Genomic DNA, 22,712 nt, shown 5'->3' with positions numbered 1-22,712 from the left:
GTTGCCTTGTTTGAAAATTATTTCAAACTCGTTTTGTACCTTTGTTTTCGTAAATTACGGCGGCAAATTCGGCAATACCGAAATCGGCTCAAAACAGAAAGGAATGTTTCGTTTCCATGACAAACGCTAAAAAATATGTAGCCATTCTGCTATCTGGCTTTGTTTTATTTGAATTATCGCTTTTATTTGGAATTACCGATTATAATATTTTCTTAAATATAAGCAATCAACAATCCGTTTTCGGAAATATAATGGAAATTTTGGGCGAGCTTGTGGCTCCCTATTTATTTGCGCTTAGCGGTATTATTCTTGCATTATACTATAACTCTCAACCTTCGGATTATGAAGGAAAGACGTATAAGGCAATTCTAGGCATCGTTTATATGATAGCCGGAATTGGCTACAGCATAATCGTTTTAAACCGCTTTCATAACTTTTGGTACAGCTTAATCGGTATTGTAATAACAGGTGTTCTTTTTACAATTACGATTTATTTATTTAAGAAGCTGTCTCCTCAACGTTTATTTCAACTATATTGCATTGCACTCACTGCAATTGTATATATGATATCCGTGTTAATTATCATTAACATTATTAAAGTATTTTGGGGACGTGTTCGACCAAGAGATTTAGAAACAGTAGCAGATTTTACACCTTGGTATAAGCCAAATGGAATTACAGGAAATCGCTCCTTTCCATCAGGACACACTGCAAATGCCGCAATTCTTTATATTATAACGATGTTTGCACCGCTTACTAAAAAGAAACCAGTTAAGGTTTTATTATATACCGTGTCTATTTTATGGATTGTTTTTATGGCATTTAGCAGAGTTTATTTCGGCGCTCATTTTGCTTCCGATGTACTATATGGTGCAACAATTTCTATTATAATTTTTTATTTATCAAAATATTTTACTTTAAGATATATAGCAAAATCATTACAATAAAACTTACGCTCTTACCGATTGGTAAGAGCGTTTTTGACATTTATATACTTATTGTTTTACTAAATTCTTTTTTGCTTCTCTGGCTTGTGATACATTCAAAAAGATAATAGAAGAAATAACGATTACAGTACCAAATAACGCATATATAGACAATGTTTCACCAATGAAAAGGAATACCCAAATTGGATTCAATACGGGCTCAATCATACAGATAATATTGCCTTCTAAAGGGGAGATGTGTTTTATTCCTATGGAGAAGCAAATGTAAGCAATTCCTACTTGGAAAATGCCGAGTGCAAGAATTGCAAAGATAGAACCTACTGTAACAACGGAATAGTCTTCTTGAAATAAAAATGGAATACCAATAACAAAAGTTAATAATTGACCGAATACCAAAGAGGAATAGGAATCGCAATCACTTCGGCTGTTAATCAAGAATAATCCGCCAAAAGAGAAGCCCGCAGATAATGCAATAACATTTCCTAACAAAGAGCTTCCACTGAATTTTCCAAAGAAGAATAATATTATACCTACTAAAGCTCCGAATAATGCAATAACCTCATTGCGTTTTGGTTTGCGCTTATAGAGTAAAAACATATAAAACGCAACACAAATAGGGGAACAATATTGCAACACAACAGCACTTGCTGCTGTCGTAAACCGATTTGCCAGTACAAAACCGATTAACGTGTAGGCTAAACAAAAAGCCGATATGATTACTGTTTTACTAATGATAAGTTTTTGTTTGTGATAAAATATAAAGATTACGATAAGACCAAGTAAACTTCTAAAGGACGAAATTGCCATAGATGATAATGGAATAAACTTGATTAACACTCCGCCTGTGCTCCATAATAATGCGGCTACTATAACCAATAAAATTCCTTTGCGTTCTGTTTTCAATGTGAATACCCCTGACTCTCATATAATTTCATTTCTCTATTCTACCAAATTGAAGCAATAAAAGCTATGCTTTTTTTCACATTGTTGTTTGGATTTTTAAGAATGTTGCTAGTTTCATGGGTAGACGTAAAATCGGTTGAAAATGGTTAATCATCATGCTACACTAAATATGAGCAAGAGGCTATTTGTGCTGTTGCTTTCTAATACAAGAGAATGAGCGCAATATAGAAAGGACTGTAATGAAGATGACGTTAGTAATATTAGCAGCTGGAATGGGAAATCGATATGGTGGATTGAAACAAATTGATCCTGTCGGAAAAAACGGGGAATTTATTATTGATTATTCTATTTATGATGCAATTCAAGCTGGATTTAATAAAATTGTATTTATTATAAAAGAAGAAAACCTTGAGGTTTTCCAACAAACGATTGGAAATCGTATTTCCAATAAGATTCAAGTGGAATATGCATTTCAACGAATGGATGATATACCGGAAGGTGTTATTATTCCAAAAGATAGGGTAAAACCACTGGGAACGGCTCAAGCACTATTATCTTGTGAAGGTTTGGTGAAGGAAAATTTTGCAGTAATTAACGCAGATGATTTTTATGGTAGAGAATCCTATCAATTAGTTGCGGATTTTTTAAAAAAGCTAAGCAAGAAAACTGACAAATTGCAATTTTGTATGATTGGATACATTTTAAAAAATACATTAACTGATCACGGACATGTTGCAAGAGGTATTTGTGAAACAGATAAAGACGGCTTTTTATCTCATATTGTTGAACGCACACGTATTGAGAAAAAAGACGGAAAGGTAGCATTCTTCGAAGAAGAAACCGGTTATGAATTTGTAGATGAGAATTCTACAGTTTCAATGAATTTCTGGGGCTTTACACCGGAAATATTCAGCGAAATTCGCAAAGAAATGAAAGGCTTTTTTGAAGCAAATAAGGCTAACCTTAAAACAGTAGAATATTTATTACCATCCGAAATGCAGAATTTGATTGGTAACGGAGTATGTGACGTGAAAGTGATTCCTACCCATGGGCAATGGTTTGGCGTTACCTATGCGAACGATAAACCAAAGGTAGTCGAATATATTCAAAAACTAACAGCCGATCATGTGTATCCCGAAAAGCTATAGAAGGGTAGATGTTTGAACATTTCAAACGAATGGTGATTTCTTATGCAACAAGAAAAGCTACATAATGTAATTGATGCTTTTTGCTTTGATGGTGAATGTGTTAACATAAAACCAATTACGCAAGGCTATATTAATGCGACCTATTGTCTAACTTTTGAACTGAAAGGTAATCAAACAAAGCGTTATATTTTACAAAGTATTAATACAAATATCTTTCATAATCCACAACAACTGATGTATAATGTTGAGAAGATAACGAGCCATATCAAAGCAAAGCTGATAAAAAGAGGTGGTAATCCGCAACGTGAAGTATTAAATATTATTCCGCTAAAACAAGGCGGAAGTTTATATCATGATACGGATAATCGATATTGGAGAGCATATCTATATATTGAGGATGCAACTGCATTTGATCAAATTACTGACTCTATATTATTTGAACGATGCGGAAAAGCTTTTGGTAAATTTCAAAAGCAATTATCTGATTTTGATGCCAATTCTTTATATGAAATAATTGAGGGCTTTCATAACACGCCTAGACGATATCAGCATTTTTGTGATATAATGAGGGATGATCCTGTTAATCGTGTGAATGATGTTATTACTGAAATTCAGTTTATAAAAGAACGAGAAAAAGAATTGTCAGTAATAATGGATTTAATGAAAAATGGTTCTATTCCCGTTCGTGTAACACACAACGACACAAAATTGAATAATATTATGATGGATAATCAAACAGGAGAAGGTATTTGCGTTTTAGATTTAGATACTGTAATGCCTGGCTGTGGCTTGTTTGATTTTGGCGATAGTATTCGAAATGGTGCTAGCACTGCGAGCGAAGATGAACCTGATTTATCAAAAGTTATGCTAGATATGACGTTATTTAAGGCATATACAAAAGGATTTTTAAGTGAGACAAAAGAGATTTTAAATAAAACAGAAATTAAGCACCTTGTTTTTGCAACTAAGATTATTACTTTAGAACAAGCTATCCGTTTTTTAGGCGACTATATTAATGGAGACACTTATTATAGAATTGAGCGTCCACAGCATAATTTAGATCGAGCAAGAACGCAAATTCAATTAGTAAAAGAGATGGAAGCTCATTTTGATGAAATGCAGCAAATTGTTGCTGATTATGCAAAGTAATGACTCCATATAAGAGCTTTAACTGAATCGTGAGAGAAACTGTTTGAATGAAATCGAATCTGTACAAGAAGGATGGGTAGTTTATGGCAATTTTAGTAACAGGCGGAGCCGGATATATTGGCTCACATACATGTGTGGAATTATTAAACGTTGGAGAAGAAATTGTTATCGTTGATAACTATTCTAACAGTAAACCCAAAGCATTGGAACGCATTCGTGAGATTACAAAAAAAGACTTTAAATTCTATGAAGTGGATATTTTAGATAAAGAATCACTCGAAAAAGTGTTTTCAGAAAACAATATAACAGAAGTTATTCATTTTGCTGGTTCTAAAGCAGTTGGAGAATCCGTTGCTAAGCCTTTGATGTATTATCATAATAATATAACCGGAACATTGGTTTTGTGTGAAGTTATGGCGAAGTATAATGTGAAAAAGCTGATATTCAGCTCTTCTGCAACCGTATATGGTATGCCAAAAACCGTTCCTATTACGGAAGATTTTCCTTTATCCACTACGAATCCATATGGAACAACGAAATTGATGATTGAAAGAATTCTAGAGGATTTGATTGTTGCAGATCCAAACTGGAGCATTGCAATTTTACGTTACTTTAATCCTGTTGGTGCACATAAAAGCGGTTTAATTGGGGAAGATCCATCAGGCATTCCAAACAATTTAATGCCTTACATCTCTCAAGTAGGTTCTGGCAAATTAAAATGCTTACAAGTTTTTGGAAATGATTATGATACACCGGATGGAACAGGTGTACGTGACTATATTCATGTTGTTGATTTAAGCTTAGGTCATTTAAAAGCAATTGAGATAGTAAGAAAACAAATTGGCATTGAATATTTTAATTTAGGTACCGGTAAGGGCTATTCTGTATTAGATATGGTAAAAGCATATGAGAAAGCTACAGGAAAAGAGATTCCATACGTTATTGCACCGAGAAGGCCGGGCGACATTGGACAGTGCTATGCTGATCCTACCAAAGCAAAAGAAAAACTTGGTTGGGAAGCAACTCATACATTAGAAGAAATGTGTGAAGATACTGCTCGTTGGCAAAGTATGAATCCAAACGGATACGAAGATTAGTAAAAGGGTTATGCGTTATTTCGCATAACCCTTTTTGACAATAAAAAAAGAACTGCTGAACAGTTCTCAAAATATCCGATTCTATTTATATATAAAATTATGATAGGCTATACAGTTTCGTCCACCTTTTTTTGCTAAGTAAAGCTGCTGATCCGAAAGTTTGATTGCATCGCTGAATTTACTGGCTTCTGTTGGAGTTAATGTATGAATTCCTAAGCTAATTGTTACAAAATCATGTGTTGCACCAATTCCAGATTCTAGGCTTAATTTTAGCACACATTTTCTGATTTTTTGTGCTAATGGAATGACATCCTCATTTTTAATATTTTCTAAGACTACTAAAAGCTCTTCTCCTCCATATCGCCCAACAATTCCAATGTGAGGATTGACATTCCAATGAATGTTTTGTGAGATTAACTCTAAGCACTCATCTCCTTTTGAATGTCCGTATGTATCGTTATAGAGCTTAAAATCGTCAATGTCAATCATTATGATAGCAACATTTTTTTGAAAAGCAATACAATCATTCCAAAGAATATCAATTTTATTTCGAATACCTCTGCGATTTAAAAGTTTTGTTAAAGAATCTGTTTCACTTAATAATATTAGTTCATTATTTGTTTTGGTCATTTTATAAAAAAGGCTGACAGAGCGTTGCGATACACAAAAGCTTAAGATGCTGAATAGGACAATTAAGAGAATAAGGGGAACATTGTGGGTATAGTAATAAGAAGTAAAACAAGTTAGAACACCATTGATTCCTGTTATAATTAAAATTTCCGAAAGAGTTAGTAATGGTACAACTGAATAGCAAAATACAAAAAGAATAAACAGATAGATGGTTTTATATATCGATAACTCCCAAATAAAAACAAATTGCATAAAGATGCAGACGATTATCCAAAAACTTTTATTCATCCATTTTGATATAGCAATAGATGAATTGGATTTTGGATGGTATAAAAGAATTAACACAATATAAAGCAATTCCAAAGTAACAGCTGCTGTTACGAGTCTTATGCCAGTTGGCGTTGTTTTGATAGGTAGTATTGGTAAAAGACAAAATATGATGATTTGAAGCAATATTGTAAGCAATAGAAATAAAAGCGAGCGAAATTGATTCTCTCGTATGATTAATAAGCTATATTCTTTTCGTTGAAGCTTACTGAGGCTTAACGTATAAAATATACCATAGTGAATTCGTGAAAGAAAATGCTTTATCATATGGTTTGCATTACGATAATATTGCACAATGAATCACTTACTTTCTAATATAATGCAAAATTCAATTTACAAAATATGTCAATTTGTATTGTATCATATATAAGAAAAAATTGCAATTGCTAACTATAACAAAATTGGTAAAAATAACATTATTCTAATAATTTAAATATTTGTGTTTACCAGTAACGCAATTGATGATACAATATTGGTACAAACATATATAGTAAATGGAGAAAAACAGTTTGAAAGGAGTTTCTTATGGAAAAAGAAAAATTACTAAAAACAGTAGATCATACTTTATTGTTGCAAACAGCAACATGGGAAGAAATTAAAAAAATCTGCGATGATGGGGTGAAATATGGCGTTGCATCAGTATGCATTCCACCTTCATTTGTAAAACGTGCTGCAGAATATCTTGGTGAAAAATTAACTGTATGTACTGTAATTGGATTTCCTAATGGGTATAATACTACTGCAACAAAAGTTTTTGAAGCCAAAGATGCAATTAAAAATGGCGCAAAAGAAATTGATATGGTAATTAATATTGGCGATTTAAAAGATAAAAATTATCAAGCCGTAGAAAATGAGATTCAACAATTAAAAGTTGCTTGTGGAAACAACGTTTTAAAGGTTATTATCGAAACTTGTTTATTAACAGAAGAAGAAAAAATTAAAATGTGTGAATTGGTAACGAATGCCGGTGCAGATTTTATTAAAACTTCAACGGGGTTTTCTACTGCAGGAGCTACAAGAGAGGATATTAAACTATTTTCTCAACATATTGGTCCAAATGTAAAAATGAAAGCAGCAGGTGGAATCAGCACTTTGCAGGATGCAGAGGACTTTATTGCATTAGGTTGTGATCGACTTGGAACAAGCCGTATTATTAAATTGATGAAAAATGAACAAGCAAACGGATATTAATAAAGATAAGGAGTAATGAACTATGAGTAACAACATACCAACACCTCATATTACTGCAAAAGAAGGAGATTTTGCTCAAACAGTGCTTATGCCGGGTGATCCATTAAGAGCAAAATTTATTGCAGAGAACTTTTTAGAAGATGCTGTTTTAGTAAATGGTGTTCGTGGAATTAACGGTTATACAGGAACTTATAAAGGAAAGCGTGTTTCAGTTATGGCAAGTGGAATGGGAATTCCTTCAATCGGTATATATTCTTACGAACTATTTAATTTTTATAACGTTGATAATATTATCCGAATTGGCTCTGCAGGTGCAATTCATCCTGACTTAAAAGTGAAGGATATCGTTATAGGTATGGGAGCTTGTACGAACTCAAACTTTGCTCATCAATATGAATTACCGGGAACTTTTGCTCCGATTGCTTCATATTCATTAGTGAAAAAAGCGGTGGAAGCTGGAGAAAAAGCAGGAGCAAAGGCTGTTGTAGGAAATATTCTTTCATCTGATACGTTCTATGATGATTCAATGAGCTTGAAAAAGTGGCAGAAGATGGGCGTTTTAGCGGTAGAAATGGAATCTGCGGCTCTTTATATGAATGCGGCAAGAGCAGGTAAAAATGCACTTTGTATTTGTACAATTTCAGATTGTCCGTTTACAGGTGAAGCTTGTAGTGCGGAAGAAAGACAATTAAGTTTTACACAAATGATGGAGATTGCATTAGAGATAGCTTAAAAAAAGTATAAATGCACGTTGGACGTTGTATGGATTATTAAATGATTCCTAAGATAAAGATTTTAATCAATACGATAGTTCAAACAAAAAAATATAGGAAGGTATCACTATGTCTATTCAAAGAATTTTTTTAATAGTACTAGATAGCTATGGTATTGGCGAATTACCCGATGCAAAAAGCTATGGCGATGAGGGAAGTAATACACTTGGCGCAATAGTAAAATCAATTAAATACAATACACCAAATATGCAAAAACTGGGCTTGTTTAATATTGAAGGTGTAAACTGCCAAAAGGGTGCTCAAAATCCAATTGCTTCTTTTGCTCGTTTGGCAGAAGTTTCAAAAGGAAAAGACACCACAATTGGACATTGGGAAATTTCCGGAATTATATCTCCGGAACCTCTTCCAACTTATCCAAACGGATTTCCTGCAGAAGTTATTTCTGAATTTGAAAAACAAACTGGTCGTGAAATCCTGTGTAACCTTCCTTATTCCGGAACAAAAGTGTTAGATGACTATGGACAAGAACACATTGACACAGGTAAGCTGATTGTGTATACTTCTGCGGATAGCGTGTTCCAAATTGCTGCACATGAGGATGTTGTTTCTGTTGACAAGTTATATGAGTATTGCGAAATTGCAAGAAATATCTTAAAAGGCAAGCATGGTGTTGGTCGTGTTATCGCAAGGCCATTTATCGGCGAAAACGGTAATTTCAAACGTACCCCTAATCGTCATGATTTTTCTTTAAAGCCACCTAGTGAAACGATGCTTGATTTATTGCAAGATAACGGAATAGCAACAATAGGAGTAGGTAAGATTTACGATATTTTTGCTGGAAAAGGTATTGACGAAACCCATAAAATCAAAAATAACATTGATGGTATGAATCAAACAATTGCATTAATGGATAAAGATTTCCATGGTTTGTGCTTTGTTAATCTTGTTGATTTTGATATGGTATATGGACATCGTAATGATGTGGATGGCTATGCAAATGCAGCAACCGAATTTGATGTTCAACTTGGAGAATTTTTAAGTAAGATGCGTGAAGATGATGTGCTAATGATTACAGCGGATCATGGCTGCGATCCTGCTACTCCTAGTACGGACCATTCAAGAGAGTATGCGCCATTGTTAGTATACGGTAATTCAATTAAGCAGGGTGTTGACTTAAAAACGAGAGAAAGCTTTTCAGATATCGCTGCAACTATCCTTGATATCTTTGAAGTGGATGATCGTTTAGCTGGGCAAAGCTTTAAAAATGACATTTTAAAATAGGAGTCGATTGAAATGGATGAAAAGAAGTTAATCCATGAGGCACTAGAGGCACAAAAGATGGCATACACACCTTATTCCAACTTTAAAGTAGGTGCAGCACTTTTATCAAAATCAGGGAAAATTTATCGTGGCTGTAATATTGAATCGGCTTCTTATACTCCAACAAACTGTGCGGAACGTACCGCTTTTTTCAAAGCAGTCTCAGAGGGCGACATGGAGTTTGAATCAATAGCGATTGTAGGGGGATTTTTGGGGAAAAGCGATTATTCTCCCGATTATTGTTCCCCTTGCGGAGTATGTAGACAAGTTATGATGGAATTTTGTAATCCGAGGACATTTCGGGTAATTATGGCAAAAACAGAAGAAGATTATCTGGAATATACATTAGAGGAATTACTTCCATTGGGATTTGGACCGGATAATTTGAGATGATTGTGCACATTGACCAAAAAGACATGTTGAAATTTGTACGTTTCACCTCAATAATAACCAAATGTTCTTTGCGAAAATGATTGTAATTCTGAAAGAAATATATTATAATCTAATTGTAATAATCCGAAATATCGGAACATGGAGGGAAATGCAATGAAAAAAATATTAAGCATTTTATTGGTTGTAACATTATTAGTTGGAACACTAAGCGTTTTAACTGCTTGTACTTCCGGTAGTGATAATGGCAAAAAAGAACTTGCACTTATTACAGACGTAGGTACTATCGATGACAAATCTTTTAACCAAGGTGCTTGGGAAGGCCTAGAAAAGTACGCAAAAGAGAAAAAAATTGCATACAAATACTATAAGCCTGCTGAAAAATCAGATGTTGCTTACTTAAGCTCTATTGATCAAGCTGTAAAAGCTGGAGCAAAAGTAATTGTATGTCCTGGATTTTTGTTTGAAAAACCTGTATATCAAGCTCAAACGAAATACCCTGAAGTAAAGTTCATTCTTCTTGATGGCGCACCTCACCCAGGAGACTATAAAGTAGATATAAAAGAAAACGTACAATCTATTTTCTACGCTGAAGAGCAAGCTGGTTACTTAGCTGGTTATGCTGCAGTAAAAGATGGTTATAAAAAACTAGGCTTTATGGGCGGTATGGCTGTTCCTGCAGTAATTCGTTACGGTTATGGCTTTGTTCAAGGCGCTGATGCTGCTGCAAAAGAGCTTGGAATGAAAAAAGGCGACATCAACATGAAATATACTTATGTAGGTAACTTTGACGCATCTCCTGAAAACCAAGCAAAAGCTGCTTCTTGGTACAATGATGGAACAGAAGTAATCTTCGCTTGTGGTGGTGCAGTTGGTAACTCTGTTATGAAAGCTGCTGAAACTGCTGGTAAAAAAGTTATCGGTGTTGACGTTGACCAATCTTCTGAATCTAAAACAGTTATTACATCTGCAATGAAAAACTTAGGTAAATCTGTTTATGATGCAGTTACTGGTTATTACAACAACAAATGGATTGGCGGAAAGAGTATAAATCTTGATGCTAAAGTAAATGGCGTTGAACTACCAATGAAAAATTCAAAATTTGCTAAATTTAAAGCAGCAGATTATGATGCAGTTTATGCAAAACTAGTAAGTGGCAGTATTTCTTTAAAGAAAGATACAGATGCAAAATTAGCATCCGATATTCCGGTAGAAATCGTTACTATTAAAGTTATCTAATTTCTCAATTAGACACTACAAAATAAAAAGAGGTGCTAATTAGCACCTCTTTTTTAAGTAAAAGTGGTTACAATAAAATAAATTGAACAATGATGCTGTAATAGATAATGCAAAACACATCGCTGTTCAACAAAACTTTTAGGACATTTTATTAGAGCTTTGTATAAAGAAATAATGTCATTTGGCAGAATGGAGAAATACCATGCAATATATTATTGAGATGCTCAATATCACCAAAGAGTTCCCGGGAATTATTGCAAATGATAATGTAACTCTACAGGTGAAAAAAGGCGAAATTCATGCGTTGCTTGGCGAAAACGGTGCAGGTAAATCAACCTTGATGAGTGTACTGTTTGGGCTTTATCAACCTGAAAAAGGCCAAATTAAAATTAACGGAAATGAAGTAAAGATTAACAATCCAAATGATGCGAATGCGTTGGCAATTGGTATGGTGCATCAGCATTTTAAATTGGTTCACAATTTTACTGTTTTAGAAAATATCGTACTAGGTGTTGAAACTACAAGTGGTGGATTTTTAAAAATGGATCAAGCTAAGAAAAAGGTTATGGAATTAAGCGAGCGTTATAAGCTTAAGATTGATCCTGATGCATTAATCTCCGAAATAACTGTAGGTATGCAGCAACGTGTTGAAATTCTTAAAATGCTATATCGTGATAATGAAATTTTAATTTTTGATGAACCAACTGCAGTATTGACTCCACAAGAAATTGAAGAGTTAATGAAGATTATGAAGGGCCTTGTAAAAGAAGGAAAGTCTATTGTATTTATTACTCATAAGCTTGATGAAATTAAGGCGGTTGCCGATCGTTGTACTGTTTTAAGAAAAGGAAAATACATTCAAACAGTTGACGTTGCCGATGTTTCTAAAGAAGAGCTATCCGAAATGATGGTTGGCCGTAGCGTTAATTTAACTGTTGAAAAAGGGGAGCCGAGTATTGGTAAACCAATATTAACTGTAAAGAACTTAACTGTACAGTCTAAAACATCTACAAAACCTCTTGTTAAGGACGCTAGCTTTGAGGTAAGACAAGGCGAAATTGTTTGTATTGCAGGTATTGATGGTAACGGACAATCTGAGCTTGTTTTTGCATTGACTGGATTAGAAAAAATTCATGATGGACAAATTATATTTAATGATACTGATATTACTCATATGAGCATTCGCCAACGTACTACGAGCGGTATGGCTCATATTCCGGAGGATAGACATAAACATGGATTGATTTTAGATTATTCACTAGCAGAAAATTTAGTATTACAATCTTATTTTACTCCAGAATATCAAAAAGCAGGATTCATTCGTTTTGATCAAGTAAATAAATATGCTGATAAGTTAATTGAAGCGTATGATATTCGCAGTGGTCAAGGTAAAATTACAACAACTCGCAGTATGTCTGGTGGTAACCAGCAAAAAGCGATTTTAGCACGTGAAATTGACCGCAATCCTGATTTGCTGATTGCAGTTCAACCAACTCGTGGATTGGATGTTGGTGCGATTGAGTATATTCATAAACAATTAGTGGCTCAACGTGATGCCGGAAAAGCAGTTTTATTGGTATCTTTAGAGTTGGATGAAGTTATGAATGTAAGCGACCGTATCTTAGTTATGCATGAGGGCGAAATTGTCGCAAATCTAAATCCAAAAGAAGTAACAGTAAACGAGCTAGGCCTTTATATGGCAGGTTCAAAAAGGAGTGAAGCCGTATGAGAGAGAAATTAAAGCATATCACCAAAACAACTGGCTTTGCTAATTTTATAGCTTCATTACTTGCTATTGTTGTTGGTTTATTATTCGGATTGATTATTTTGTTAATCAGTAATCCAGGCCAAGCGTTATCTGGTTTTATGGTTATTTTAAAAGGTGGATTTACCAATGGTTTAGTAGGTATTGGTGAAGTTTGGTATTATGCAACACCTATCATATTAACAGGTCTTTCTGTTGGTTTTGCGTTTAAGACAGGTCTATTTAATATTGGTACACCTGGTCAGTTTATCGTTGGTGCGTATGCAGCGGTTTATGTTGGTGTACATTTTACAGCATTAGGACCTACTCAATGGATTTTTGCCTTATTAGCAGGTGCAATTGCTGGTGGTATCTGGGGCATCTTACCCGGAATATTGAAGGCATATGCCAATGTAAATGAAGTTATTTCATCCATTATGATGAACTATATTGGCATGTATCTTGTTAACTTGTTAGTTGTTAGAACTATTTTCAATCCACTTGCAAATGAGTCAGTTGATGTGAATGCAAATGCAGTCATTCCAAAATGGGGACTTGATAAGATTTTTCCATATCCAAGCGTTAACGCAGGAATTATTATTGCTATCATTGTAGTTATCATTATTCATATTGTTTTAAATAAAACAACATTCGGTTATGAACTCAAAGCATGTGGCCATAATCCGCATGCTAGTAAATATGCTGGAATCAATGCAAAACGTAATATCGTAACTTCTATGATTATTGCGGGTGCATTATCTGGTCTTGGTGGTGCATTATTATACTTAGCCGGTTCCGGTAAGCATCTTCAAGTTCTTGATATATTAGCAGTAGAAGGCTTTAATGGTATTCCGGTTGCTTTATTAGGTTTATCAAACCCAATTGGCGTTTTAGTTGCAGGCTTATTTATTGCACACATTACTGTTGGAGGAATCAACCTACAATTCTATGACTTTGTTCCTGAAATCATAGATATCATTATTGCATCTATTATCTACTTTAGTGCATTTTCCTTATTGTTTAAAGGTTTTATTGCAAAAATCAGCAAAAATAAAGAAGATAAAAAAGCAATGGCAGCTCAAGCTACAAATGCAGAAAAACTTTACACAGGTGATGTTGTTGGGGCACAAGCCAATGGTGAGCCACCACAACTAGACGAAGGGGGTAAAGAATAGTGGATGTTATTTATTTTTTAGTGCAACAAACGATGTTCTTTGCAATTCCTCTTTTGATTGTAGCGTTAGGTGGTATGTTCTCTGAACGAAGCGGTGTTGTTAATATTGCATTAGAAGGTATCATGATAATGGGTGCTTTCGCAAGTATTTCATTCATTGCGATTTTTGAAGACGCAATTCATGGACAGCTGTTATTGATTTTAGCTATTCTAGTTGCAGGTATTGTAGGCATTATTTTCTCATTGCTACATGCTTATGCATCTGTAAATATGAAAGCGGATCAAGTAATTAGTGGTACAGCGCTAAACCTATTTGCACCTGCATTTGCAATTTTCGTTGCAAGAATGGTACAAGGCATTCAACAAGTACAATTCAAAGATCAATTTCATATTGCAAAGGTTCCTTTATTGGGAGATATTCCTGTAATCGGGCCATTACTGTTCCAAAATGCATATTTAACAACTTATATTGGTTTTGGAATTTTAATCATTGCAGCAATCGTATTATATAAAACAAAGTTTGGCTTACGTTTACGTGCGTGTGGTGAGCATCCACAAGCCGCTGACTCTGTTGGTATCAACGTATATAAAATACGATATGCGGGTGTTATGATTTCCGGTATGCTTGGCGGTATTGGTGGTTTAGTATTCGTTATTCCTACTTCAACAAACTTTAACGCAACTGTTGCTGGATATGGATTCTTGGCATTGGCAGTGCTAATTTTCGGTCAATGGAAACCTTGGAGAATTTTCTATTCTGCTTTGTTCTTTGGAATCATGAAAACATTAGCAGCTGCATATTCCGGAATTCCATTTATCCGTGACCTACCAATTCCAAACGAAGTTTATAAAATGATACCATATATCGCAACTCTTATTGTATTGGCATTTTCATCTAAGAAATCTCAAGCTCCAAAAGCATCTGGTCAGCCATATGATAAAGGCGGAAGATAAAAAAACAAATACGCAAAAGGGCAAGGTATTCCACCTTGCCCTTAATTGAGAAAGGGATAAATGATTATGAGAATGTACGATATTATCATGAACAAACGAAACGGAAATGAGCTTTCTAAACAAGAAATTGAATTCTTTGTTAAAGGGGTTACCGATGGATCTATTCCGGATTATCAAACTTCCGCTTTGTTAATGGCAATCTATTTTAACGGTATGACAGATATAGAAACTGCAACATTAACTAGCAGCATGGCACAATCAGGCGATATGGTGGATCTATCCTCCATTGAAGGAATTAAAGTGGATAAGCATAGTACAGGTGGAGTTGGCGATAAAACAACATTGGTTATTGCACCAATTGTTGCGGCATGCGGGGTAAAAGTTGCTAAAATGTCCGGTAGGGGCTTAGGCCATACGGGAGGAACTGTTGATAAATTGGAATCAATTCCGAGTTTTCAAACTGCGCTTGATCGTGAGCATTTTTTCCGTGTAGTAAATGAAACAGGACTAAGCGTAATCGGACAATCAGGTAATCTTGCTCCTGCGGATAAAAAATTATATGCTTTACGTGATGTTACAGCAACGGTTGAAAGTATTCCGTTAATCGCAGCAAGTATTATGAGTAAAAAAATAGCTGCTGGATCCGATTGTATTCTATTGGATGTAAAAACAGGCAGTGGTGCATTTATGAAAACGCTTGATGATTCAATTGCATTAGCGCAAGCCATGGTTGCAATCGGTGAAAACGTTGGAAGACATACCATAGCTTTAATCACCGATATGGATATTCCACTCGGCCATGCAATTGGTAACTCATTAGAAGTAATAGAATCAGTTGAAACATTAAAAGGAAATGGACCGAAAGATTTAACCGAGGTTTGCATTCAACTGGCAACAAACATGTTATACCTAGCTAAAAAAGGTAGTATGGAAGAATGTAAAGCAATGGTTTTAAAAGTAATGCAAGATGGTTCAGCATTGGAACGCTTGAAAGCAATGGTAAAAGCGCAAGGTGGCGATGCTTGTGTTATAGAGGATTGCAATAACTTTGAAAAGGCGCCATATAGTCATGAAGTAAAAGCACAAAAATCTGGATACATTACACATATGGATACTGAGAAGTGTGGAATTTCATCTGTTATTTTAGGCGCAGGACGTGAAACCAAAGAAAGCGATATTGATTTCACTGCAGGAATTATTCTGAAAGCAAAATATGGTGATAGTGTGCAACAAGGTGATGTTATTGCAACAATGTATAGCTCAGATCAATCAAAATTCCAATCTGCTGAAGAATTGTTCCAAAAAGCAATCACAATTTGCGACGAAAAGCCAAAGCAAGAACAGCTCATTTATGCTCGTATTGAAAAAGACAAAGTAGAACGATTTTAAATAAAAATAACCTGTCAAAACATTCGATTTTGACAGGTTATTTTTTATCATTTCATGTTAATGTTTACAACCCAATTAAAAACTGATACAATATTAAAGATAAACATAAAAGAGGCGATAGTATGGCAACAAGCAAGACGAATGCTATGCGAATTTTAGATAAAGCAAAAATTTCGTACCAATCTCATATATATGATCATAGTGATGGACATATTGACGGAGTTGCGGTTGCTCAAAAGTTGGGGCAACCATTCGATCAAGTATATAAAACGCTTGTTACCATAGGTGCGAGTAAAATTTATTATGTTTTTGTGATTCCCGTAGCCTGTGAGCTGCATTTAAAGCATGCTGCAAAAGCAGTAAATGAGAAATCTATAGAAATGATTAAAGTTGCCGATATTAACAAGGTAACGGGATATATACGTGGTGGATGTTCTCCAATTGGAATGAAAAAGAATTATCAAACCGTAGTGGATGAATCTTGTTTGCAATTACAAACTATGATGATTAGTGCAGGTAAAATAGGTCAACAGGTTGAATTGTCGCCTAAGGATTTATTGCAATTGGTTAATGGTATGACTGCCAATATTGTAATAAATGAAAAGGAAGCAGAATGATGACATATCAATTAGTTAGAAGCAAAAGGAAAACGCTTGCTATTCATGTTTTAAACGACGCTACAATAGAAGTACGTGCGCCGTTGCATCTATCTAAAAAAGAAATCGAATCTTTTTTAATGCAAAAGCAAGATTGGATTTTTAAAAAACAAGAATATATGCGTAATCTTCAACCCCAAAAGCCAATAGATAAGTTGGATGAAACGGATATGCTTTGGTTGCAAGGTAGAGAGTATCCAATACAGTTCGGTAATCAAGTACAGTTTAAAGATGATTGCTTTATCATTCCTGATATGGATTTGAATATATTAATGCCATATCTAGTAATGTTATATAAACAGCTTTTAATTCCTTTATTACAAGATAAGGTAGCTTATTATTCAAAAATTATGAAAGTACAGCCAACTACTGTTAAAGTGAATTCAGCAATGAAACGTTGGGGATCTTGTTCATCTATTAATGGTTTGAATTTTTCATTTATGCTTGCAATGGTACAAGAAACTGAATTAGATTATGTTGTGGTACATGAATTAGCACATATTAAGCAGCATAATCATTCTTCTGCTTTTTGGAAAGAAGTAGAGCAGGTTATTCCCGATTACAAGCAAAGACAGTTGGCATTAAAAGAGATGCAGCATAAAATAAATACAATATGGTAATGGTTGAATATCCAAAATCTGCATCGGACAGAATAAGAATAGCAAAGACATAAGAAAGGCAAAATATATGATAAAAAAATTATTTGAAAATATTTTTAAAGGACTAGGCGTTGGTGCTTCTATGCTTTTACCTGGCGTTAGCGGTGGCACAATGGCAATTTTGTTAGGCATTTATGATGAACTAATTACAGCAATCGGTTCTTTTTTTAAAAACACAAAGAAAAATTTATTTCTACTTAGTACATTTGGAATAGGGTCGGTTACAGGTATAATTTTGTTTTCAAAGCCGATATTGTATGTAACGACGACATATAAAATGCCAATGTTCTATTTATTTATAGGCGCAATTTTAGGTGGCTTACCGGTTTTATATAAAAAATCAAATGTAAAAGAAGTGGCCTCAAAGACAAAAAAATTATATTATTATAGTTTTGCTTTAGTTGGCTTTTTTATTGTATGGTTAATCTCGTTAATTCCAAGTGACTTATTCGTATTCGATCCAAATAACGGATTAGTTAGTTACGGACTATTATTGATTGCAGGTGTAATTTGCGCAATAGCATTGGTATTACCGGGAATAAGCCTTTCTTATATGCTGTTGATAATGGGTATGTATGAGCCAACAATGAAAGCGATAGAACAGTTTGACATCGTTTATTTGCTGCCAATTGCAATAGGCGGATTTGTTGGTACAATTGCAACTGCTCGTATATTAGAAAATGCTATGGAGAAACATTCGCAAGCAACTTATTTCATGATTTTAGGATTTTTAGTGGCATCAATGTTTGATGTAATACCGAAAACATTTCCACAAGGATTAGAATGGATTCTATGTCCGATCACCTTGTTAACAGGTTTCTTTGCAATCTTTTTCTTATCAAGGTTAGCAAAGAATGCTAAAAAATAGAAAATCACTTAAAAATACAACTTTTTTAGATATCTAATAATATAAAATGGTGTATATTTGAATAGCTAATGTATAGAAATGTTTTAAAATAATTCATATTATTTCCATTGACAAATATGGTATTTTTCGATAATATAAGTATATTCGCTAAACAAAAAGGGAGTAGTATTTCTTAATGATTTAAGAAACACATTATCAACAGTTCGATTCAATAGAATCTGGTGATGTGGCCATAATTTTGGTAACAAGACTTTTTATGCAATTCAATTTTGAGTTGCATAGAAAGTCTTTTTTATTTTAGTTTAATTTGAGCGATTTCGAACAAAATAGGTATATCTACATAGTAATACTGATTTTGTTTATAAGCAAATCCATTTTAAAATAATAATTCATTATTTTAAATGAAATTAGTATAAGAAGGAGCATGAGCATGAGCAATTATTTTAATCAGGAAACAAAGGAAGTATTGAAACAATTTGATGTTTCTTTAAAGGGCTTAGACGACGAGCAAGTGAGTGCAAGTCGTGAAAAAAACGGATTGAATGAATTAGATGAAGGTAAGAAGAAACATCCAATTATCGTATTTCTAGAACAGTTTAAAGATTTATTGGTTTTTATATTAATAGCAGCAGCAGTAATATCTATGATTTCCGGTAATGTTGAAAGTACAATTGTTATTTTTGCAGTTATTATAATTAACGCAATCTTGGGAACGGTTCAACATTTCAAAGCTGAGAAATCACTTGCCAGCTTAAAAGCAATGTCGTCGCCATCCGCTAAGGTTATGCGAAAAGGTCAAAAAATAGAAATTGATTCAAAAGAAGTTGTCGTTGGCGATATTTTATTACTCGAAGCAGGCGACTTGGTCGTAGCAGATGGACGTATTATAGAGAATTTCTCTTTACAAGTAAATGAGAGTATGCTAACAGGTGAATCTGAAAACGTAAATAAAACACATAATCGCATAGATGGTACTGAGATTGCTTTAGGCGATCAAACGAATATGGTGTTTTCAGGTTCATTAGTAACCTATGGCCGCGCTACAGTTGTAGTAACCGAGACAGGAATGAATACTCAAATCGGTAAAATTGCATCTTTGATGAATGAAACAAAGCAAAAAAAGACTCCATTGCAAGTAAGTTTAGATAACTTCAGTAAAAAGCTTGCCCTTGTCATTTTAATAATATGCGCAGTAGTTTTTGCGCTTGGCATATTGCGTAATATGCCAATTATAGATTCTTTGATGTTTGCTGTAGCCCTTGCTGTAGCCGCAATTCCGGAAGCATTGAGTTCTATTGTAACTATTGTACTTGCAATGGGAACACAAAAGATGGTAAAAGAAAATGCAATTATTAAAGAATTAAAGGCTGTTGAAAGTCTAGGCTGCGTTTCTGTAATCTGTTCCGATAAAACAGGAACGTTAACGCAAAACAAAATGACCGTTCAAAAAATATATGTAGATGAAACTTTATATAATACTTTAAATTTCGATAATCAGAATCTTGCTCATCGTTATTTAATGAATACTGCGATATTAGCTAATGATTCTACCATTATTGATGGAAAACCAATAGGTGATCCAACGGAATTTGCATTAGTGGAATGGGCACATAATTATCAAATAAATGAAGTAAAAATGAGAAAAGAACTTCCTCGGTTAAGCGAAATTCCATTTGATTCTGATCGTAAGCTCATGTCAACCGTTCATCGTATTGATGATAAACATCTAATGCTGACAAAAGGAGCAGTAGACATTTTAGTAGAGCATACAACGAGTATTCTAACTAAGGATGGTGTAAAACCATTTACATTAGAAGATAAAAAGGCAATTATCAAAGTAAACAGAGAACTATCCGAAGAAGGATTGCGTGTATTATGTTTTTGCTATAAGGAAATATTAAATAATGCAGCAGCCACAGTTGATGATGAAACCGGATATACTTTTATCGGGTTAATATCCATGATAGATCCACCAAGAGAAGAATCCAAAGAAGCAGTTCAAAACGCAAAACAAGCTGGAATAAAAACTATCATGATTACAGGTGACCATAAAATCACCGCAACGGCTATTGCAAAACAAATAGGTATTATAGAAGAAAATGATATTGCGATTACTGGTTTGGAACTGGAACGTATGACAGATGAAGAACTGGATCAAAATCTTGAGCAGATTTCTGTATATGCAAGAGTATCACCTGAACATAAAATACGAATCGTTGATGCTTGGCAGCGAAAAGGTAAAATTGTTTCTATGACAGGTGATGGCGTTAACGATGCTCCTGCATTAAAGAAGGCTGATATAGGTGTTGCAATGGGCATTACCGGTACGGAAGTATCAAAAGATGCAGCCTCAATGGTATTAACTGACGATAATTTTGCAACAATTGTAAAAGCAATTGCAAACGGAAGAAATGTATATACCAATATCAAGCATTCAATTAAGTTCTTACTTTCCGGTAATACAGCCGGAATTTTAGCAGTATTATATACTTCAATTTTCGCATTGCCGGTTCCATTTGCTCCTGTTCATTTACTTTTTATTAACCTTTTAACGGATAGTTTACCTGCTATTGCAATTGGTGTTGAACCTGCGGGAGAGGATTTATTAACTTACGCGCCAAGAAATCCAAAGGAGTCTATTTTAACTAAAGACTTTTTACTTCGTATTTTGGTGGAAGGCGGCTTGATTGCAATTTCTACAATGGTTGCTTTTTATTATGGATTACAAACAAGTCCTGCACTTGCAAGCACAATGGCATTTTGCACATTAACTTTAGCTCGCTTGTTCCATGGATTTAATTGTCGTAGTAAAAAATCAATTGTAAAACTTGGACTTTTATCGAATAAAGCAAGCTTGTTAGCATTCTTTGGCGGTGTTGTATTATTGAGTGCAGTTATGTTTATCCCTTTCTTACAAAGTTTATTTATGGTTACTCCATTGAATTTAACACAAGTGGGAATGATATATTTATTTGCATTTATCCCAACATTATTGATTCAAGTATACAAGCTAATTAGAGATTTAAGAAACTAATATAAAACAGCCTATGCGTTTCAACATAGGCTGTTTTCGTATCTTTCAAAAATGTAAGCAAAAACTAGAATGAAATGGTGGAATTTTTATTATAATAGTGATAGAATAAATAAAGACATTTTGCGTTACAAAACAGAAAGAACGAGGTCAAAATACATGGAGTTTATTGAGATTTTAAAATCGATTATTTTAGGCATTATTGAAGGTATTACCGAATGGCTTCCAATCAGTAGTACAGGTCATATGATTTTAACAGATGAATTTATACAATTAAAAGAGTTAACACCAAAGTTTAAAGAAACTTTTTTTGTAGTAATCCAACTTGGAGCTATATTAGCGGTCCTTATCTTATTCTTTCATAAGTTAAATCCGTTTTCATCAACCAAAACCATAGAGCAAAAGAAAGACACACTTTCTTTATGGGGAAAAGTAATTGTTGCTTGTTTTCCAGCTGCAATTTTAGGCGTTTTATTTGATGATTTATTGGATCAATATTTATACAATTATATTACAGTTGCGATTACGTTGATTTTGTATGGTTTTTTATTTATTGTATTAGAAAATAGAAACCGTCATCGTACTCCTCAAATCAATCATTTTTCTGAACTTTCTTATAAAACAGCGTTATTTATCGGTATGTTCCAAGTGCTATCGTTGATTCCCGGAACATCACGTTCCGGAGCTACCATTTTAGGCGCAATTTTAATTGGCACTTCTCGTTATGTAGCAGCTGAATTTTCATTCTTTTTAGCAATTCCTGTTATGTTTGGGGCAAGTGGATTAAAGCTATTAAAATCAGGATTAGGCTTTACAGGAGCGGAATGGGGCGTATTGCTAATCGGTATGATAGTAGCGTTTGTAGTATCTATTTTTGCAATTAAATTCTTAATGGGATTTATTAAAAAACATGATTTTAAACCATTTGGTTATTATCGTATTTCTCTTGGAATTTTAGTATTAGGATACTTTTTATTAGCTAAATAATATGAAATGATTAAAACAGCCATTCAATGTGAAGTGGACCCCATTTGTTAGACAAAGTGATATAATGTCTAATAGATGGGGTGCAGTTCAATGAAATGGCTGTTTTTTATAAAAATTTTGAAAAAAAAGTTTTGTATGAGAGGTGATAACACCTACTCACACAAAACAAGAAAGG

General features: G+C 34.1%; 20 protein-coding genes. 18 read left to right on the top strand and 2 right to left on the bottom strand.

Going from position 1 to position 22,712, the window contains the following annotated elements; genetic code table 11:
• Nucleotides 1-116 precede the first annotated feature (116 nt).
• Complete coding sequence (locus RBG61_RS04435; RefSeq protein ID WP_307946136.1) at nt 117-947, top strand: phosphatase PAP2 family protein; 831 nt, start codon at nt 117-119, stop codon at nt 945-947.
• A 48-nt stretch (nt 948-995) separates the two neighbouring features.
• Here the strand turns inward: RBG61_RS04435 and RBG61_RS04430 are convergent, their stop codons facing one another.
• Nucleotides 996-1,850 carry a DMT family transporter gene (locus tag RBG61_RS04430; protein ID WP_307946134.1) on the bottom strand — a complete coding sequence of 285 codons (855 nt, stop codon included), beginning with the start codon at nt 1,848-1,850 and terminating at the stop codon, nt 996-998.
• A 239-nt stretch (nt 1,851-2,089) separates the two neighbouring features.
• On the opposite strand from RBG61_RS04430, the gene RBG61_RS04425 reads away from it, so the two are divergent.
• From RBG61_RS04425 to galE, 3 genes are all read left to right on the top strand, one after another.
• A complete protein-coding gene (locus tag RBG61_RS04425; RefSeq protein WP_307946132.1) occupies nt 2,090-2,998 on the top strand; it encodes a nucleotidyltransferase family protein in 909 nt (302 codons plus the stop codon).
• A 42-nt stretch (nt 2,999-3,040) separates the two neighbouring features.
• A complete protein-coding gene (locus RBG61_RS04420) occupies nt 3,041-4,147 on the top strand; it encodes a phosphotransferase enzyme family protein (RefSeq protein WP_307946130.1) in 1,107 nt (368 codons plus the stop codon).
• An 83-nt stretch (nt 4,148-4,230) separates the two neighbouring features.
• Nucleotides 4,231-5,244, top strand: coding sequence for a UDP-glucose 4-epimerase GalE (galE, locus tag RBG61_RS04415; RefSeq protein ID WP_307946128.1), 1,014 nt, complete (start codon nt 4,231-4,233; stop codon nt 5,242-5,244).
• Nucleotides 5,245-5,325: 81 nt separating this feature from the next.
• Here galE and RBG61_RS04410 read toward each other — a convergent pair whose 3' ends face one another.
• A complete protein-coding gene (locus RBG61_RS04410; RefSeq protein ID WP_307946126.1) occupies nt 5,326-6,495 on the bottom strand; it encodes a GGDEF domain-containing protein in 1,170 nt (389 codons plus the stop codon).
• Between the two features lie 231 nt (nt 6,496-6,726).
• Between RBG61_RS04410 and deoC the strand changes: the two genes are divergently transcribed.
• The 14 genes from deoC (at nt 6,727) to RBG61_RS04340 (ending at nt 22,537) form a co-directional block, all read left to right on the top strand.
• Nucleotides 6,727-7,392, top strand: a complete 666-nt coding sequence (gene deoC / locus RBG61_RS04405) for a deoxyribose-phosphate aldolase (RefSeq protein ID WP_307946125.1) — start codon at nt 6,727-6,729, stop codon at nt 7,390-7,392.
• Between the two features lie 22 nt (nt 7,393-7,414).
• Complete coding sequence (gene deoD, locus RBG61_RS04400; protein WP_307946124.1) at nt 7,415-8,125, top strand: purine-nucleoside phosphorylase; 711 nt, start codon at nt 7,415-7,417, stop codon at nt 8,123-8,125.
• A 109-nt stretch (nt 8,126-8,234) separates the two neighbouring features.
• Complete coding sequence (locus RBG61_RS04395; protein ID WP_307946123.1) at nt 8,235-9,407, top strand: phosphopentomutase; 1,173 nt, start codon at nt 8,235-8,237, stop codon at nt 9,405-9,407.
• Nucleotides 9,408-9,419: 12 nt separating this feature from the next.
• Nucleotides 9,420-9,839 carry a cytidine deaminase gene (cdd, locus tag RBG61_RS04390; RefSeq protein WP_307946121.1) on the top strand — a complete coding sequence of 140 codons (420 nt, stop codon included), beginning with the start codon at nt 9,420-9,422 and terminating at the stop codon, nt 9,837-9,839.
• A 153-nt stretch (nt 9,840-9,992) separates the two neighbouring features.
• Nucleotides 9,993-11,075, top strand: a complete 1,083-nt coding sequence (locus RBG61_RS04385) for a BMP family lipoprotein (protein WP_307946119.1) — start codon at nt 9,993-9,995, stop codon at nt 11,073-11,075.
• Nucleotides 11,076-11,277: 202 nt separating this feature from the next.
• Entirely contained in the window at nt 11,278-12,804 is a 1,527-nt protein-coding gene (locus RBG61_RS04380) for an ABC transporter ATP-binding protein (RefSeq protein WP_307946117.1), read from the top strand.
• Nucleotides 12,801-13,994 carry an ABC transporter permease gene (locus RBG61_RS04375; protein WP_307946115.1) on the top strand — a complete coding sequence of 398 codons (1,194 nt, stop codon included), beginning with the start codon at nt 12,801-12,803 and terminating at the stop codon, nt 13,992-13,994. The genes RBG61_RS04380 and RBG61_RS04375 overlap by 4 nt, the downstream gene beginning before the upstream one ends.
• Complete coding sequence (locus RBG61_RS04370) at nt 13,994-14,947, top strand: ABC transporter permease (protein ID WP_307946113.1); 954 nt, start codon at nt 13,994-13,996, stop codon at nt 14,945-14,947. Before RBG61_RS04375 ends, RBG61_RS04370 begins: the two co-directional genes overlap by 1 nt.
• Before the next feature lie 66 nt (nt 14,948-15,013).
• Nucleotides 15,014-16,336 carry a pyrimidine-nucleoside phosphorylase gene (locus tag RBG61_RS04365; protein ID WP_307947196.1) on the top strand — a complete coding sequence of 441 codons (1,323 nt, stop codon included), beginning with the start codon at nt 15,014-15,016 and terminating at the stop codon, nt 16,334-16,336.
• 122 nt (nt 16,337-16,458) lie between these two features.
• On the top strand, nt 16,459-16,953 hold the full coding sequence (gene ybaK / locus RBG61_RS04360; RefSeq protein WP_307946111.1) for a Cys-tRNA(Pro) deacylase: 495 nt from the start codon (nt 16,459-16,461) through the stop codon (nt 16,951-16,953).
• Nucleotides 16,953-17,612 carry a M48 family metallopeptidase gene (locus RBG61_RS04355; RefSeq protein ID WP_307946109.1) on the top strand — a complete coding sequence of 220 codons (660 nt, stop codon included), beginning with the start codon at nt 16,953-16,955 and terminating at the stop codon, nt 17,610-17,612. The genes ybaK and RBG61_RS04355 overlap by 1 nt, the downstream gene beginning before the upstream one ends.
• Before the next feature lie 67 nt (nt 17,613-17,679).
• Nucleotides 17,680-18,519 (top strand): DUF368 domain-containing protein, encoded by an 840-nt coding sequence (locus RBG61_RS04350; RefSeq protein ID WP_307946108.1) that lies wholly within the window; start codon nt 17,680-17,682, stop codon nt 18,517-18,519.
• Nucleotides 18,520-18,949: 430 nt separating this feature from the next.
• Nucleotides 18,950-21,553, top strand: a complete 2,604-nt coding sequence (locus tag RBG61_RS04345; protein ID WP_307946106.1) for a cation-translocating P-type ATPase — start codon at nt 18,950-18,952, stop codon at nt 21,551-21,553.
• A gap of 156 nt (nt 21,554-21,709) precedes the next feature.
• On the top strand, nt 21,710-22,537 hold the full coding sequence (locus RBG61_RS04340; protein WP_307946105.1) for an undecaprenyl-diphosphate phosphatase: 828 nt from the start codon (nt 21,710-21,712) through the stop codon (nt 22,535-22,537).
• Nucleotides 22,538-22,712: the final 175 nt, after the last annotated feature.

The sequence above is a fragment of the Paludicola sp. MB14-C6 genome (assembly GCF_030908625.1).
GTDB lineage: Bacteria > Bacillota > Clostridia > Oscillospirales > Ruminococcaceae > Paludihabitans.
This window is presented reverse-complemented; position numbering and strand designations above follow the sequence as displayed.